14 protein-coding genes are annotated in these 14,875 nt (G+C 71.8%); 3 read left to right on the forward strand and 11 right to left on the reverse strand.

Going from position 1 to position 14,875, the window contains the following annotated elements; genetic code table 11:
- Positions 1 to 17: 17 nt before the first annotated feature.
- Genes ACFYNL_RS21675 through ACFYNL_RS21685 form a run of 3 tightly spaced genes read right to left on the reverse strand, consistent with a single transcriptional unit; the run spans position 18 to position 3,605 of the window.
- Positions 18 to 1,043, reverse strand: a complete 1,026-nt coding sequence (locus ACFYNL_RS21675; protein WP_388805958.1) for an ABC transporter permease — start codon at positions 1,041 to 1,043, stop codon at positions 18 to 20.
- The gene (locus tag ACFYNL_RS21680) at positions 1,036 to 2,538 is read right to left on the reverse strand and encodes a sugar ABC transporter ATP-binding protein (RefSeq protein ID WP_388805961.1); all 1,503 of its coding nucleotides are present in this window, start codon (positions 2,536 to 2,538) and stop codon (positions 1,036 to 1,038) included. Before ACFYNL_RS21680 ends, ACFYNL_RS21675 begins: the two co-directional genes overlap by 8 nt.
- Positions 2,535 to 3,605 (reverse strand): sugar ABC transporter substrate-binding protein, encoded by a 1,071-nt coding sequence (locus ACFYNL_RS21685; RefSeq protein ID WP_388805964.1) that lies wholly within the window; start codon positions 3,603 to 3,605, stop codon positions 2,535 to 2,537. Before ACFYNL_RS21685 ends, ACFYNL_RS21680 begins: the two co-directional genes overlap by 4 nt.
- A gap of 196 nt (positions 3,606 to 3,801) precedes the next feature.
- Here ACFYNL_RS21685 and ACFYNL_RS21690 point away from each other — a divergent pair, with 196 nt between their 5' ends.
- The gene (locus tag ACFYNL_RS21690) at positions 3,802 to 4,506 is read left to right on the forward strand and encodes a FadR/GntR family transcriptional regulator (RefSeq protein WP_388805967.1); all 705 of its coding nucleotides are present in this window, start codon (positions 3,802 to 3,804) and stop codon (positions 4,504 to 4,506) included.
- A gap of 103 nt (positions 4,507 to 4,609) precedes the next feature.
- Here the strand turns inward: ACFYNL_RS21690 and ACFYNL_RS21695 are convergent, their stop codons facing one another.
- Complete coding sequence (locus ACFYNL_RS21695; RefSeq protein ID WP_388805970.1) at positions 4,610 to 5,431, reverse strand: N-acetylmuramoyl-L-alanine amidase; 822 nt, start codon at positions 5,429 to 5,431, stop codon at positions 4,610 to 4,612.
- Positions 5,432 to 5,698: 267 nt separating this feature from the next.
- Between ACFYNL_RS21695 and ACFYNL_RS21700 the strand changes: the two genes are divergently transcribed.
- Positions 5,699 to 7,057 carry an amidase gene (locus ACFYNL_RS21700; RefSeq protein ID WP_388805973.1) on the forward strand — a complete coding sequence of 453 codons (1,359 nt, stop codon included), beginning with the start codon at positions 5,699 to 5,701 and terminating at the stop codon, positions 7,055 to 7,057.
- A 3-nt stretch (positions 7,058 to 7,060) separates the two neighbouring features.
- Here ACFYNL_RS21700 and ACFYNL_RS21705 read toward each other — a convergent pair whose 3' ends face one another.
- The 5 genes from ACFYNL_RS21705 to ACFYNL_RS21725 all read right to left on the reverse strand — a co-directional run bounded on the left by ACFYNL_RS21705 (position 7,061) and on the right by ACFYNL_RS21725 (position 10,037).
- Complete coding sequence (locus ACFYNL_RS21705; RefSeq protein WP_388805976.1) at positions 7,061 to 7,378, reverse strand: hypothetical protein; 318 nt, start codon at positions 7,376 to 7,378, stop codon at positions 7,061 to 7,063.
- A 16-nt stretch (positions 7,379 to 7,394) separates the two neighbouring features.
- Complete coding sequence (locus ACFYNL_RS21710; RefSeq protein WP_388805979.1) at positions 7,395 to 8,612, reverse strand: GDSL-type esterase/lipase family protein; 1,218 nt, start codon at positions 8,610 to 8,612, stop codon at positions 7,395 to 7,397.
- 31 nt (positions 8,613 to 8,643) lie between these two features.
- Complete coding sequence (locus ACFYNL_RS21715) at positions 8,644 to 9,222, reverse strand: TetR/AcrR family transcriptional regulator (protein ID WP_388805982.1); 579 nt, start codon at positions 9,220 to 9,222, stop codon at positions 8,644 to 8,646.
- 107 nt (positions 9,223 to 9,329) lie between these two features.
- Positions 9,330 to 9,812, reverse strand: a complete 483-nt coding sequence (locus tag ACFYNL_RS21720; protein WP_388805985.1) for a GNAT family N-acetyltransferase — start codon at positions 9,810 to 9,812, stop codon at positions 9,330 to 9,332.
- 51 nt (positions 9,813 to 9,863) lie between these two features.
- The gene (locus ACFYNL_RS21725; RefSeq protein ID WP_019759059.1) at positions 9,864 to 10,037 is read right to left on the reverse strand and encodes a hypothetical protein; all 174 of its coding nucleotides are present in this window, start codon (positions 10,035 to 10,037) and stop codon (positions 9,864 to 9,866) included.
- Positions 10,038 to 10,529: 492 nt separating this feature from the next.
- Here ACFYNL_RS21725 and ACFYNL_RS21730 point away from each other — a divergent pair, with 492 nt between their 5' ends.
- Positions 10,530 to 11,435 carry an SDR family oxidoreductase gene (locus ACFYNL_RS21730; RefSeq protein WP_388805989.1) on the forward strand — a complete coding sequence of 302 codons (906 nt, stop codon included), beginning with the start codon at positions 10,530 to 10,532 and terminating at the stop codon, positions 11,433 to 11,435.
- On the opposite strand, the gene ACFYNL_RS21735 is transcribed toward ACFYNL_RS21730, so the two are convergent.
- Both ACFYNL_RS21735 and ACFYNL_RS21740 read right to left on the reverse strand, forming a co-directional pair.
- Entirely contained in the window at positions 11,414 to 12,934 is a 1,521-nt protein-coding gene (locus ACFYNL_RS21735) for an SDR family NAD(P)-dependent oxidoreductase (RefSeq protein WP_388805992.1), read from the reverse strand. The genes ACFYNL_RS21730 and ACFYNL_RS21735 overlap by 22 nt on opposite strands.
- Positions 12,935 to 13,035: 101 nt before the next feature.
- Entirely contained in the window at positions 13,036 to 14,373 is a 1,338-nt protein-coding gene (locus ACFYNL_RS21740) for a wax ester/triacylglycerol synthase family O-acyltransferase (protein ID WP_388805995.1), read from the reverse strand.
- Between the last annotated feature and the right edge of the window lie 502 nt (positions 14,374 to 14,875).

Genomic DNA, 14,875 nt, shown 5'->3' on the forward strand with positions numbered 1-14,875 from the left:
GAAGGGTTCGGCGCGGGTCAGTCCTGGGCCCGGCCCGTCGTCACACGGGCGATCATGAGGGCGACCAGGATGATTCCGCCGTAGATGGCCTGGATCCAGAACGACGGGACCTGGGCGAGGGTGAGCAGGTTCTGGACGACGCCGAGGAGGAGTACGCCGGTCAGGGCGCCGAACATGGTTCCCTTGCCGCCGTCCAGGGCGATGCCGCCGATCACCGCGGCCGCGAACACGGTGAAGATCATGTTGTTGCCCTGGTTGGCGCTGATCGCCCCGACGTAGCCGGTCTGGATGATCCCGCCGACCGCCGCGAGGGCGCCCGCCACGACGAACACCCCGAGCATCACGCGCTCGACCCGGATCCCTGCCGCGCGGGCGGCGTCCGCGTTGCCGCCGATGGCGTACAGCGCGCGCCCGACGCGGTGGTACTTCAGCACGAACCCGGCGATCGCGAAGGCCGCCGCCGCGAGCCACACCGACATCGGGATGGTCAGGAAGGTCGTCGTGGCGAGGGAGTAGAAGCTCTCGGGCATCCCGAACAGCGTCTTGCCCTTGGTAGCGCCGACCAGCAGGCCACGCAGGACGATCAGCATCGCCAGGGTCACGATGAACGCGTTGAGCTTGAACCTCACGACGAGGACGCCGTTGAACGCGCCGACCGCCGCACCGGCCACCAGGGCCGCCGACAGGGCCAGAGCGGCGGGGAGTTCGGTGCCCCAGCCGGAGTTGGCGGCGGGCAGGACCAGGAGCGCCCCGAGGGCGGGCGCGATACCGACGACCGATTCCAGGGACAGGTCGAACTTTCCGGTGATCAGGACGAGCGACTCGGCCAGCACGACCATCGCCAGGGCGGCGGACGCGCCGAGGATCGAGATCAGGTTGCGCTCGGTGAGGAAGGAGTCGTTGACCACCGCGCCGAGCACCAGGAGGAGCACAAGGGCGGGTACGAGGGCGAGTTCACGGGCGCGGCGGAGCAGGACCGCCCTGGCGGCACGGGCGTCCGGCACCTTCACGGGCAGGGCCGGTGGGGCCTTGGTGTCAGCCATGGTCGTCCACTCCTTCGATGGAGGCGATCAGCTCGTGGTCGCGCCAGCCCGCCGCGTACTCGGCGGCGACGCGGCCGTGGAACAGGACGAGGACGCGGTCGCAGCGGCGCAGGTCGTCGAGTTCGTCGGAGACCACGAGCGCCGCGACGCCGTCCGCGCGGGCGCTGTCCACGCGGGCCAGCAGGGACTCCTTGGACTTCACGTCGACGCCCGCGGTCGGGTTGATCAGCACGAGCAGGCGGGGGTCGGAGGCGAGGGCGCGGGCCATGACGACCTTCTGCGCGTTGCCGCCGGACAGGTCGCCGACGGGCTGGTCGGGGCCCTCGGTGTGGATGTCGAGGCGTTCGATGAGGGCGGTGGCGAGATCGCCCTTGCGTGCGCTGGCGACGAAGCCGAAGCGACCGAGCCGGTCGAGGACGCTCAGGGTGGCGTTGTCACCGACGGTCATGCCGGCGACGAGGCCCTGGTCGTGCCGGTCGCGGGGCACGCACGCGACACCGGCCTCCAAGGCGGCCCGCACGTCGCCGAAGGGCAGCGGTGTGCCGTCGATTCGGGCGGCCCCGCCGGTCGGCGCGTGCAGCCCGGCGAAGGACTCGGCGAGCTCCACCTTGCCGCTGCCGCTGATTCCGGCGAGTCCGACGACCTCGCCGCGGCGGACGGTCAGGTCGATGTTCTCGTACGCCGGTGACGTGAGCCCCCGGGCTTCGAGCAGGACGGGGGCGTCGTGGTCGACGTCCCCGGGATCCACGGCCTGCTCGGCGATGGCTTCGAGGGACTCCCCGGCCATCGCCTCCACCAGGGCCCGGCGCGGGAGTTCGGCGACCGGGGCGGTGGTGATCCAGCGGGCGTCGCGCAGCACCGTGACGGTCTGGCAGACCTCGTACACCTCCTGCAGGTGGTGCGAGATGAACAGGAAGGTGACGCCAGCCTCCTGCAGGGCCCGCATCCGCGTGAACAGCCGCTCGATCTCACGGTTGTCGAGCTGGGCGGTGGGTTCGTCGAGGATGATGAAGCGGGCGCCGAAGCTCAACGCCCGGGCGATCTCCACCATGTGCCGGTCCTCGACCCTGAGGTCGGCGGTGCGGGCATCGGGGTCGACGTGTACGTCCCAGGCGGCGAGCAGGTCGGCGGCCTCGGTGCGCAGCTTGCGCCAGCTGATGACGCCCCTGCGGAGCGGCTGCCGGTTGATGAAGAGGTTCTCGGCGACCGTGAGTTCCGGGACGACGGTGGGCTTCTGGTAGACGCAGGCCACCTTGCGGCGCCAGGCGTCCCGGTCGGCGAGTGCGGGCGCGGGTTCCCCGTCGAACCGGACCTCGCCCCGGTCGGCCGCCTGGAGTCCGGTGAGGATGGTGACCAGGGTCGACTTGCCGGCGCCGTTGCGGCCGACCAGGGCGTGGGACTCGCCGGGCAGGACGGTGAGTCGGCCGTCGGCGAGGGCGGTGGTGGGGCCGTAGCGCTTGACGATCCCCCGCGCCTGTACGAGTGGCGTCGTCATGTGACCGTGTTGCCCCAGAGCTTGGGGTCCTCGACGTTGTCCTTGGTGACCAGCGGGGCGGGAAGCTGGTCCTCCAGGATGCCGCCGGGGAGTTCCACGATGGTCGAGCCGTGGTCGGTCGGGCCCGGCTCGAAGGTCTTCCCCTCCATCGCCGCCTTGATGTAGTACATGCCGTACTTGGCGTACAGGTCGGCGGGCTGGGAGACGGTCGCGTCGATCTCACCCTTGCGGATGGCGTCGTACTCCTGCGGGATGCCGTCGTTGGAGACGATGGTGATGTGGCCGTCCTGCCCGGCCTTCCTCAGCATCCCCTTGGACTTCAGGGTCTGGAGGGTCGGCGCGAGGTAGACGCCGCCGGCCTGCAGATAGATCCCCTTGATGTCGGGGTTGGCGTTGAGCAGGGTGTCCAGCTTGGAGGCGGCGGTGTCGGACTCCCACTTGGCCGGTATCTCCAGGACCTTGAGTTCGGGGAAGTTCTTCTTCACGCAGGCACGGAAGGCCTCGGAGCGGTCCCGGCCGTTGACCGAGGCGAGGTCGCCCATGATCTGCACGACCTTGCCGCTGGTGATGTTCCTGCCGAGGTAGTCGCAGGCCTTCTCGCCGTACGCCACGTTGTTCGCGCGTACGACCATGGCGACCTTGCCCTTGTCGGGGGCCACGTCGACCGCGACGACGGGGACGCCCTTGCGTTCGGCCTGGTCGAGTCCGGCCTCGATGGCGGCGCTGTCCAACGGGGCGACGACCAGGCCCCTTACGCCCTGGTTAAGCTGGTTGTTGATGTCGGTGATCTGCTGTGAGGGGTCACTGTTGGAGTTGACCGTCTTGAGGGTGTCGACGCCTTCGGAGGCGGCCATCTTCGGCACGTAGTCGTTGTAGGCCTGCCAGAACGGCGAGGTCAGCAAGGGCAGGATCACCCCGACCTCGCCGCTGCCGCCGCCTTCCGCGCTCGCGGCGCCGGTGTCCTTGGTACTGCCGCACGCGGCGAGCGCGAGCGAGGCACCGGCGACCGCGGCCGCCGCTCTGACCATGCGTGACCTGTTCTGCTTCCGCGCTGTCGTACAGGGCATCCGGCGGCTCCTCGTCGAGCGGGTTCGAGCACCTGGTTCGAGCAGATGCCCGCATTGTTATCAGACCACTTCGCCGGAACAACACCCTTAGGAGGCATGATCTCGCCGTTTTCGGCCGTAGTGGTCGGACCAACCCGGTGATTACACTGCCGCTCACCAGGAACCCTCCGGTGCCTGGGGCGACGGGAGGAACGGCGTGGAGGACGAGACGGCCCCCCAGAAGGGCACCGTGACGCAGCGCGCCATCGAGGCGGTCAAGGCGATGATCGCCGAGGGCCGGCTGGAGCCCGGCCAGCGGCTGCCCACCGAGCGCGATCTGGCGGCGCGGCTCGGCATCTCCCGCAGCTCGATGCGGGAGGCGATCCGGGCGCTCACCGTGATGGGGGTGCTGGAGGCGCGGCACGGTTCGGGCATCTACGTCACGCGTCTGGAGGCCGGCGACCTGCTGGAGACGTTCGGCGTGGTGGCCGACCTGTCCCGGGGCCCACGCCTGGTGGAGCTGCTGGAGGTGCGCCGCGTCCTGGAGTCCACGGCGACGGCCCTGGCCGCGGCGCGGATTACGCCGGACCAGCTCGCGCAGGTCGGCGAACACCTGGCGGCGATGAACGCCACGGACGACCCCGAGGAGATCCTCGCCCACGACCTGGCCTTCCACCGCGAGATCGCGGCCGCCGCCGGCAACGACACCATGGCCGCGATCCTGGAGGGCCTGTCCTCGCGTACGTTCCGCGCCCGTGTCTGGCGCGGTTACCAGGAGGAGGGCGCCTTCGCCCGTACCCGTCGCGAGCACGCCGCGATCCACCGCGCCCTGGTCGCCCGCGACCCGGATGCGGCCCGGGCGGCGGCTGCCGCGCACGTGGGCGAGGTGGAGGAGTGGCTGCGGGCCCAGCTGGGCGGCTGATCGCAGCCGCGTCGCGCAGGCAGGGCCGTCCCCTCGTCCGCCGTGCGAGGCAGCGGCCCGCTCATACGCCCGGACGAGGCGTCACCGCGGTGCCTGCGCGGCTCTACGGCCGCACGTCGAACCCGTGCTCGCGTCCGAGCTTCTCCAGTGACACGAAGCCCGGGATGCCGTTGGCGTCATCGCCCGTGAAGCCGCAGCGCCGCTGCCAGTCGGCGTACGCCTCCACGGTGGCCGAGCCGAAGTGGCCGTCCGCGAGCGTCGCCGCGAGGAGGCCTTCCGCGACGAGCGCCTTCTCCACCGTCCTGACCCCGGTGTACGACACGGGGGTGCCCGGCTCGGCCGGGTCGTGCAGGGCGGCCGCGGCGACCTTCGACACATCGATCACCGGCCGCGGGCCGGGCTCCGGCTCCGGTGCCGGACCGTCGGGCCGTGGGGCGCCCTTCTTCACCCATGCGTACAGGTGCTTGCCCGGGCAATCCGTGGCGAGGCCGTCCCGGTGCCCCTTGATCTCGCCGCCGGCGCCATGGTCGCGCAGCAGCTCGATGCCGTCACGGATCGCTCCGAGCATCGCGTCGGTCGGCTTGGTCAGCCCTTCCGAGCCGACCAGGCCCATGATCGCGTAGTGGGCGCGGTTGAGGTCCTGGTTGCCGTTCGCGCCGCTGCGCCTGCCCAGACCGCGGCCCTCCAGAAGGTAACCGTGCGGGCAGGCACCGTAGTTGTAGGCGATGTCGGAGTAGTTCTCCGTCTTGTTCGCCAGGTGGTCGACCCGGATCCTCTTCCACTTGGCGAGGCACAGATCGTGGTCGTCGAGCAGCTGGACGCTGACCGGTACACCGTCGTAGTGGATCTTCACACCCTTGGTCGAGGTCTGCGTGGGTGCGGCGGATGCGGGCCAGCCGAGCTGCGCCCGTGTGACAAGCTTCAAATGTGCCTCCAAGGTGCAAATGGGACGCCAACGGCCTTGAGTCTGGGGCCGTTCGACGTTCCTCGCACGACGACGCGCCTCACACGCCTGCAGCTCAGATGAACCGCCTTTCCGACGGTGTGGCGGGAGAGGGACGCGGCGTGGACGAGGTGAGCGCGTCGCCCTCGGTGAGGGTCAGGGAGGCATTGCCGAGCGTCCTCTCGACGCGGGGCCCGCAGACGGGCAGAGTGCTCTCACGTACTCGCGAGTAAGCCCTGAGGAGCGCCCGTGACCAGCTGGGTCGGCAGGACCGCCGTCGAGATCGCCGCCGCCGTACGCGAGAAGCAGGCCACGCCCCGTGAGGTGGTGGCCGAGCACCTGGCCCGCATCGAGCGCCTCGACGGGGGCGTCGGTGCCTTCCGCCTGGTCCGGGGGGAGGCGGCGCTCGCCGAGGCCGACGAGGTCGGCTCCCGGCCCGACCTGGCCGAACTGCCCCTGGCCGGGGTGCCGGTGGCCGTCAAGGACAACCTCGCGGTGCGCGGCGAGTCCAACCGCGTCGGCTCCACGGCGACGTCGGACGCCCCGGCCGGACAGGACCACGTCACGGTGGCCCGGCTGCGGGCGGCCGGCGCGGTGGTGGTGGGGCTGACGAACGTGCCGGAGCTGTGTGTCTTCGGCACCACGGAGGGCGTGCACGGTACGGCGCGCAACCCGTGGGACACCTCGCGCACGGCGGGCGGTTCGTCGGGGGGCAGCGCGGCGGCGGTGGCCGCGGGCATGGTGCCGATCGCCCTCGGCAACGACGGGATGGGTTCCCTGCGCATCCCGGCCGCCAACTGCGGTCTGGTCACCATCAAGCCGGGTACCGGTGTGGTCCCGGCGGGTGTCAGCGACGGCGACTGGTTCGGCATGTCGGAGAACGGCCCGCTGGCGACGACCGTCGGGGACGCCCGTCTGATGCTGTCCGTCCTCACCGGCACCGAGGTGGCACTCCCCAAGGCGCCGGGCACCCTGCGGATCGCGGTGTCCCTGCGCAGCCCGCTCGCCGGGGTCACCATCAGCAGGCCGTACGCGGCCGCCGTACGTGAGGCCGCCGGGCTGCTCATCAGGGCCGGTCACCAGGTTCGGCGCGCCGACCCGCCGTACCCGGTGTCGCTGGGTGTCACCGCGCTGACGCACTGGACGGCGGGCACCGCCGTGGACGCACGGGGCCTCGACCCGCGCCGACTCGCCCGCCGGACCCGGGTCCACGCCTCGGTGGGCAGACGCTTCGTCGCCCGGGCGCAGGGCGGTGCGAGCAGGGAGGCCCTGCGCCGGCGTCTGGAGCCGTTCTTCGCCGAGTACGACGTCCTGCTGACCCCGGCCCTCGCCCGCCGCTCCCCCAGGTCGGAGCCCTGGCACGAGCGGGGCTGGCTGCGCAACATCATCACGAACACCAACTACTCGCCGCTGACGCCGCCGTGGAACCTCACGGGCTGGCCCGCCATGTCGGTCCCGTTCGGCCATCTCCCTTCCGGCGCCCCGTGTGCCGTGCAGCTGGTCGGGCGTCCCGGTGCGGAGGCGCAGCTGCTCGCGCTGGCCGAGCGGATCGAGCAGCTGCGGCCATGGCGGCGGACGGCGCCGATGGACCGGTCGGTGTCGTCGTAGAACTCAGAGCGCGCCGGGCACGTACCGCGCTGCCGTGATCCCGGCCATGGTCCGCAGCCTGCCGTAGTAGGACGCGCAGTACGCGTCGTCGATCAGGGGCAGGACCTTGTCGAGGCCCGCGACGCATGCCCACAGCATCGCCACGCCCTCGCCGTCGAGGCCGTCGGCGAGCTCACCGCGGACGAGACCCGCGACGTCCGCGTCCAGCATGACCAGGTCCACCCCGTCGAGGTCCACCCCGCGAAAGCCCGCGGGGAACGGGGCCCGACAGTGCTCCTCCCAGAGCAGGGGAAGCCGGTCGTCATCGTCTCGTTCGCGCACGCGTCCGATCATCCCCCTACGGCGCGAGCCGGCTGCCGGCTGCCGCCGACGCGCGTGGGGCCGCGGCGAAGGGCCCGTCGTCGGTGAACACCAGCCGGGCGAAGCGTTCGCCGATGCGGCGGTGGGTGGCGGCGTCCGGGTGGAGGCCGTCGGGCAGCGGCAGTTCCGCGGAGTCGGTCTCGCCGTAGAGGTCACGGCCGTCGAGGTAGTGCAGGTTCGGGTCGTCGGCCGCCCGCTGCCCGACGATGCGGGACAGTTCGTCCCTGATGACCTTCAGCGTCAGCTTCCCGGTCGCGCTCTCCGCGGGGTCGCCCATGGGCACGAACCGCAGTCGTCCCTCGCCGAGGCCGCCGAGGTCCGGGGCGCAGGGGCCGGGCGTGTCCTCGTGCATCGGGCACAGGATGGGCGACACGACGAGCAGTGGTGTCGTCGGGTGCCCTTCCCGGACGGTGTCGAGGAAGCCGTGGACGGCGGGGCCGAAGGCGCGCAGCCGCATCAGGTCCAGATTGACCAGGTTGATTCCGATCTTGACGCTGATGACGTCGGCGGGGGTGTCGCGCAGGGCGCGTGCGGTGAACGGGTCGAGCAGGGCGCTGCCGGCCAGACCCAGGTTGATCAGCTCCACGCCGCCCAGCGAGGCCGCGAGCGCGGGCCAGACGGCGGTGGGACTCGCGGCGTCGGAGCCGTGGCTGATCGAGCTTCCGTGGTGCAGCCACACCCTGCGGCCCAGGTCCCGTGCGGGTTGGACGGGGGCGTTCGTGCGCAGGGCGATCAGTTCGGTGGTCTCGTTGTGCGGCAGCCAGATCTCGACGTCCTTGTCGTGGTCGGGCAGCCCGGTGAAGCGGACGGTGCCGGGGTGGCCGGGCCGGTGCTCGGCGGTGCCGGCGGTCATGTCGACGGTCACGACGTTGCCGTCGGTCACGGTGCCCTGCCCGGCGAGGCGGCCGTCGACGGTCAGGTCGTACCTGCCGTGCGGACGGGGCGGGGCACCCACGTAGACGCGCTTGGTGGGGAGGGTGTCCAGTTCGAGCGCGGTGGCCCGGGTCCGGAAGGCCAGTCGTACACCGGAGGGCTGCGACTCGGCCATGGCCAGCTGCTCGTCGGTGTTCTGGGCGCGGGCCCGGGCGGGCAGCCGGTGGGGCAGCAGGCCGTGTTCGGTGTGTTCGACGTCGAGGGCGCCGCGCAGCAGCTCGGCCGTGAGGGGCGTGCTGATCCAGTCGTGCTCGGTGTCCATGTGCTCCGCGTCCTTGTCCTCGGCCTGTCGGTCAACGGGTGGGCTCGGCGGGCCAGTTGCGCAGCAGGGCGTCGAGGGCGTCCAGGATCCGGGTCCAGGACTCCTCGGAGTCGGGGGCGCTGTGACTGAAGCCGCCCGCGGTCTCCAGGCTGGCGTAGCCGTGGAGGACGCTGCCCAGCAGCCGTACGGCGTGGGTCGCGTCCGGTTCCGTCAGGTCGTAGCCGCGCAGGATGGCGCGCGTCATCTGCGCGTGCCGGGCGCCCGCGCCGGCCGCCGCCGTCTCGGGGTCGAGTCTCGTCCGGGCGGCGGCGGCCCGGCCGGGGTGCTCACGGCCGTAGTCGCGGTAGACGTTCGCGAAGGCGACCAGGGCGTCCTTGCCGGCCCGCCCGGCGATGGCGTCGGCAGCCTGGTCGGCCAGTTCCTCCAGCGCGAACAGGCAGATGCGCGTCTTGAGGTCCTGGGAGTTCTTCACATGCGAGTACAGGCTCGCGACCTTGACGTCGAACCGGCGGGCCAGTTCCGACACGGTCACCTGGTCGAAGCCGACCTCGTCGGACAGTTCGGCGCCCGCCCGGACCAGATGCTGCGCGGTCAGTCCTACGCGTGCCACAGCCGCCCTCCCGCCCCGTCCGTTCACCCCGCTTACCCGCTTACCGTAAACGAGTATGCATTTACCTAAAACCCTTAGGCAAATGGACTGCTCGCAGCATTCATCGGCTAAAGCGCCCTGTACATGATGTGCAGGCCTACCGGTCCCCGTGCGGGGTGGTCGTACGCCTCCGGGACGGTGCCGAGGATCGTGAAGCCGAGGGAGATCCACAGACCTACGGCCGGGTTCGTCTCGACGACGGCGTTGAAGACCATGCCCCGGTAGCCGTCGGCCTTGGCCTCGGCCAGGAGGTGTTCGGCGAGGGCGCGGCCGATGCCCCGGCCGCCGTGATCGGGGTCGACCATGAAGCCGGCGTTGGCGATACGGGCCGCGGGGCCACCGTAGTTGGGCGTGAGACAGGCGGAGGCGACGACGACTCCGGCGGCGTCCTCGACGACGAAGACGCGTTTGGCCGGGCTCATCCACAGCTGCCGGGCGGCGTCCTCGGAGGTGTCCGGGTCCCAGGTGTAGGTCTCGCCGGCGGCGACTATCCGGTGCCAGAAAGGCCAAATCCGCGGCCAGTCGTCGGCCGCGGCTTCTCTGATCAGCATGGGCGTGAGTCTCGCACGCCCATGCGTCGGCGATCGCGAAGGTTCTGCCCGTCAGTCGACGCTGGGCAGGATGTGGGGCTCGGCGAGGTCGTCCTCGTAGCCGGCCAGGCGGATCGGGGCGGACCTGGCCCACACATCGAGACTGCCGATCTCCGTCGACCGGCGGCCGGCGCGCTCCGTGCGTTCCTTGGGGCGCTGTTCGCGATTCGTCTTCTCAGGTGTCACCGCGCACTCCTTATGTGTCGGATCACCCTCGGGGCGGGCCGGCCCAGTCTGCGGTCCGGCACGTGACGCCCGCTCGGGTCTTACTCGAAGTCGGCTCGGACGCGGTGGCGCCGGTAACTGGTGTGCAAGCAGGCCGTTGTGCACCGGCTTGTCCCGGGACGGACCATGGGTGTGGGTTGGGACCCTGTATTGCTGTCCGTCCGCTACAGATTAACCAAATGAGCGGGTGCCCGCTCGATGGGGCTGCAAACAACGTGTAACTATCCTGATTCAAACGGCATTCAGTGGCCCGTTGCGTACCGTTTTGCCGTGAAATAGCCAGGTTCACAGATCACCCGTACGGGTCAACGCCCGCTTCCCCGGTATCGCCGGGCCGAGCGCGCCGCGCAGTTCCGGTCCTGTTGGCCGATTCGCGAGCACCGGAGCTGGGGACGTCCGGTGACTCATCGCTCGGGACTGTCGACTGACGTACCGTCATGAGACGGTACGACGATGACGTCATACGGGTCACGGGGCGGGGACGCCGGTTCGTCAGGCGGGCACGGCCGTCCCGGGGGCGGCAACGCCGATCGCGAGGGCGGGGACGCCGGGTTTCGGGGCAGGGCAGCGATCGTCACCGGCGCCACGCGCGGGATCGGACACGCGGTCGCCCGGCAGCTGGCCGCCGCGGGAGCGCGGGTGTGCGTGACCGCGCGGGACGCGGGCGAGGTGCGGCGGACGGCCGCCGCGCTGGGGGGCGTCGGAGTGGCCGGGAGCGTGGCCGACCCGGATCATCTTCGGGCGGTCGTGGATCTCACGCTGCGCGAGCTCGGCCGGATCGACGTGATCGTGAACAACGCGGCGACCAACCTCCCGTACGGTCCCCTGATGGACGTCGACCCGCAGGCGTGGCGAGAGGCGTTCACCGTGAACGTCGAGGCGCCGCTGCGGCTGGTGCGGTACGCCTGGCGGGCGTGGATGCGCGAGCACGGCGGCGCGGTGGTCAACGTCTGCACGGAGGGCGCGGACCATGTCGGCCCCCACATCGGCGCCTACGGCACCAGCAAGGCGGCCCTCGCGCATCTGACCCGGCAGCTGGCGGGCGAGCTGGCCCCGCGGGTGCGGGTCAACTCCGTCTCCCCCGGGCTCGTCCGCACCGAGATGGCGCGCTTCGTGTGGGAGCCGGACGAGGACCGCGTCGCCGCCGGGCTGCCGCTCGGGCGGATCGGGGAACCCGAGGACGTGGCTCGGGCGGCGGTGTGGCTGGCGTCGGACGCGGCGGAGTGGGTGACGGGCGCCGACCTGCTGGTCGACGGGGGGACGAGGGTACGGGCGGCACGCACGGCGGCGGAACACGCCGTGCACGAGCACCTACGCTCGCGCGGTCCCGCCGCCCCCTACCACTTGCCCGGCGCGTAGTCCTTCATGAAGACCCCGTACAGGTCCTCCCCCGCCTCGCCCCGCACGATCGGGTCGTAGACCCGGGCCGCACCGTCGACCAGGTCGAGCGGCGCGTGGAACCCGGCCTCGGCGAGCCGCAGCTTGTCGTAGTGGGGCCGCTCGTCCGTGATCCAGCCGGTGTCGACCGAGGTCATGAGGATGCCGTCGGTCTGGAACATCTCCTGCGCGCTGGTCCGCGTGACCATGTTCATCGCGGCCTTGGCGGCGTTGGTGTTCGGATGGCCGGCACCCTTGTAGCCACGTCCGAAGACGCCCTCCATCGCCGAGACGTTCACGACGTACGCCCGTCCGCTCGCCGCCTTCTTCGCGGCGTCGGCCATGACCGGGCGCAGCGCGCTGATCAGGATGAACGGCGACGTGTAGTTGCACAGCTGGGTCTCCAGCAGCTCCACCGGGGAGATCTGGTCGATGGTCTGCACCCAGGTGTTGGAGTCGACGACGTCGGGGACGAGGCCGCCCGCGTCGATGGCCGTGCCGTCCAGGTGCCGCTCGACGCTGGCGTTGCCCGCGACCAGGGCGAGGTCGGCGACCTTCTGCGCGTCGAGGCCGCTGGCGCCGAGAGGCAGGGCGGCGAGGCCGTCGACCGCGCCGGAGTTGAAGGCGCCGATGACGTGGTGGGCGGGCAGCTCGCCGGCGGGCAGCGGGGCGCTCTCGCCCTCCACCAGGGCGGCGTAGGCGGAGGGCAGCCGGCGCACGGTCTGGGTCGCGTTGTTGATGAGGATGTCCAGCGGGCCGGCCTCGGCGACCTGGTCGGCGAGGGCGACCGCCTGCGCCGGGTCCCGCAGGTCGATGCCCACGACCTCCAGGCGGTGCATCCAGTCCGCGGAGTCGTCCATCGCCTTGAAGCGGCGGATGGCGTCCTTGGGGAAACGCGTGGTGATCGTCGTGTGCGCGCCGTCGCGCAGCAGCCTGAGCGCGATGTACATGCCGATCTTGGCGCGGCCGCCGGTGAGCAGGGCCCGCTTGCCGGAGAGGTCGGCGCGGGCATCGCGCTTGGACCGGTTCGTGTGCGCGCAGTCCGGACAGAGCTGGTGGTAGAAGTAGTCGACTTCCACGTACCGGGTCTTGCAGGTGTAGCAGGAACGCGGGCGCTGGAGTATCCCCGCGATCCTGCCCTCCTCGGTGACCGAGGACGGCAGGAGACCCTCGGTCTCGTCGTCGATGCGCTGGGCGGAGCCGGTCGCCGTGGCCTCCGTGACCGCCTTGTCGTGGGCGGTCTTGGCGGCCCGGCGCTCCTGGCGGCGGCGCTGCTTGACGGTGCGGTAGATGCCCGCGGTGGCCCGGCGCACGGCGATGGCGTCCGGGTGGTCGACCTCCAGCTTGTCGAGCTCCTCCAGCACGCTGAGGCAGACGGCGAGCCGCTCGGGATCGATGCCGGGGCCGTACACGACCTCGTCCCCGGGCTGGTGCACGACCTCGTCCGTGGTCGTCACCGAGCCGTCCTGTGTCACCGTCATCGCCGCTGCCGTCCCTGATCACCGCGGCGCTCCGACCGCGCCCCGCTTTCGAACCGGGAATTCTACGGAGCGCCGGGCCGGTCCTCCAAAATCCGTCGGGGTCAAGGACCGCAGGCCGTGATGAGGGTCTCCACCTCCTCGGAGACGGCCTCGGCGAGCACGTCGAGGTCCGGTACGGCCTCGGCGTCGGCGACGAGGCCGTAGTGGACCCGTCCGCGGTACGTCGAGATCGCGATCGCCAGGGCATGGCCGCGGGCCAGCGGGGCGAACGGATAGACCTCCGTGACCGCGTGACCGCCGAGCCGCAGGGCGATGCCGGGCAGCGGCACGCTGGTGACGAGGATGTCGAACCAGAGCCGGGCGGCCCCGCCGACCAGCGGTCCGCCGAGCCGGTGGCCGAGCGCGGGGACGTGGTCGGCGAGCAGGGCGACCGCGCCCGCGCCCCGGTTGGGTCCGGCGTCCTTGTTGCGGTCCATGGCGGTACGGACGGCGGCGAGACGGCGCACCGGGTCGGGGTCGTCGACCGGGAGCCGTATCAAGTAGCCGGAGAGCCGGTTGCCCTGCGGGTGGGCGGTGCGCGGGCGGCGCTTGGAGACGGGGATGAGGGCACGGGGGGCCACGCCCTCACTGCCGTCGCCGCGTGCGTCCAGCCAGCGGCGCAGCGCTCCCGCGACCACGGTGATGAGGACGTCGTTGACGGTGCCGCCGACGGCCTTGCGGATCACGTGCACGTCGTCGATGTCGACGACCACTCCGGCGGTGCGCCGGGTACCGCTGGGCTCGGCGGTCAACGCGGGCGACGAGCGCATGCCCAGGGTGGAGACGGCGACGGAGGCGCCGATGTCCAGGGCCCGGCCCACGTCGGACAGGGAGCCGCGCAGCACGTCCGGCAGCTTGCGCACGTCCGGGAGGCGGGCGGCCCGGGGCTCCTCGGGGCGGGGCGCGCGGGCGGGCAGGTCCATGGGGTCCAGGACCGCGGCGGCGAGGGTCAGCGCGCGCAGCCCGTCGGCCAGGGCGTGGTGGAACTTGAACAGCACGGCGAACGACACACCGTCCTCCCCCGGCAGCACATGCGCCTCCCAGGGTGGCCTGCCACGCTCCAGGGGCCGCTCCATGAGCCGGCCCGCCATCGCCTGGAAGTCGGCGGTCGGGGCGTGCAGCCGGACATGGTCGAGCGGGTCGAAGTCGGGCGCGGGCTCGCGGGCGGCACCGCCGAAGGAGAACGGCCGCAGCAGGCCGCGCGGCTGCCATGCGTCGCGGATGCGCATCCGCAGTCCCGGCACGGCGGCGGCGCGGGCGGCGAGCAGGTCGGCCGCGTGGGCGCCCGCGGTGGGCGAGTGCGCCGCGAACACGCCGAGCGCCGCGAGGTGCATGGGGTGTTCGGCGGACTCGATGTTCCAGAACGCCAGGTCGAGAGGTGCGAGCAGGTCAGAAGTCAATGGCTTGCCTCGCGTCGACGAAGGGTGGACCCGCAGTCAATCGCCCTGGACCGATTACGGTCAAGTACGATCAAGCTACGCACAGTTAACAGCAGATTAAGTCCCACCCCTCGCGAAAGGGGCGGGACTCATGGTGCATATGAGGTCACTCCAGCACAGGTTGCGGCGCCGGGCATCCCGTGGGTGTCACCCGGGAGGCGTCACGGACCGGTGCCGCAGGGGCGGCCGGGAGCCGATCCGGGCGTCCGGTTTCGGTACGGCGCGCACGCGGGTGAGCGGCCGTTCGGCTCACCCTCGGCGTCGGGGCGGCCACGTCCGGGGCGAGCCGGATGCCGTCCACGCGATCGGGAGGAGATCGGCGGTGTCGCCTGCCGTGCCGTCCCCGAGGGCTCGTCGTCCCGCAGCGGGCACGGACCCTCGACGCTCCCGAGCGGCCGGGCCGCGCCGTCGAACACCTCCGGACCGTGGGTGACGTCGGCCGGGGGTGCGGCGAGGGCGCGGG

This window comes from Streptomyces sp. NPDC007808 (assembly GCF_042868655.1).
Classification (GTDB): domain Bacteria; phylum Actinomycetota; class Actinomycetes; order Streptomycetales; family Streptomycetaceae; genus Streptomyces.

Excerpts from the sequence above, each read along its gene's own strand:
- ACFYNL_RS21720 (WP_388805985.1), bottom strand. The coding sequence starts at position 9,812 with ATGCTGATCAGAGAAGCCGCGGCCGACGACTGGCCGCGGATTTGGCCT.
- ACFYNL_RS21680 (WP_388805961.1), bottom strand. The coding sequence starts at position 2,538 with ATGACGACGCCACTCGTACAGGCGCGGGGGATCGTCAAGCGCTACGGC.
- ACFYNL_RS21710 (WP_388805979.1), bottom strand. The coding sequence starts at position 8,612 with ATGGACACCGAGCACGACTGGATCAGCACGCCCCTCACGGCCGAGCTG.
- ACFYNL_RS21730 (WP_388805989.1), top strand. The coding sequence starts at position 10,530 with ATGACGTCATACGGGTCACGGGGCGGGGACGCCGGTTCGTCAGGCGGG.
- ACFYNL_RS21685 (WP_388805964.1), bottom strand. The coding sequence starts at position 3,605 with ATGCCCTGTACGACAGCGCGGAAGCAGAACAGGTCACGCATGGTCAGA.
- ACFYNL_RS21735 (WP_388805992.1), bottom strand. The coding sequence starts at position 12,934 with ATGACGGTGACACAGGACGGCTCGGTGACGACCACGGACGAGGTCGTG.
- ACFYNL_RS21675 (WP_388805958.1), bottom strand. The coding sequence starts at position 1,043 with ATGGCTGACACCAAGGCCCCACCGGCCCTGCCCGTGAAGGTGCCGGAC.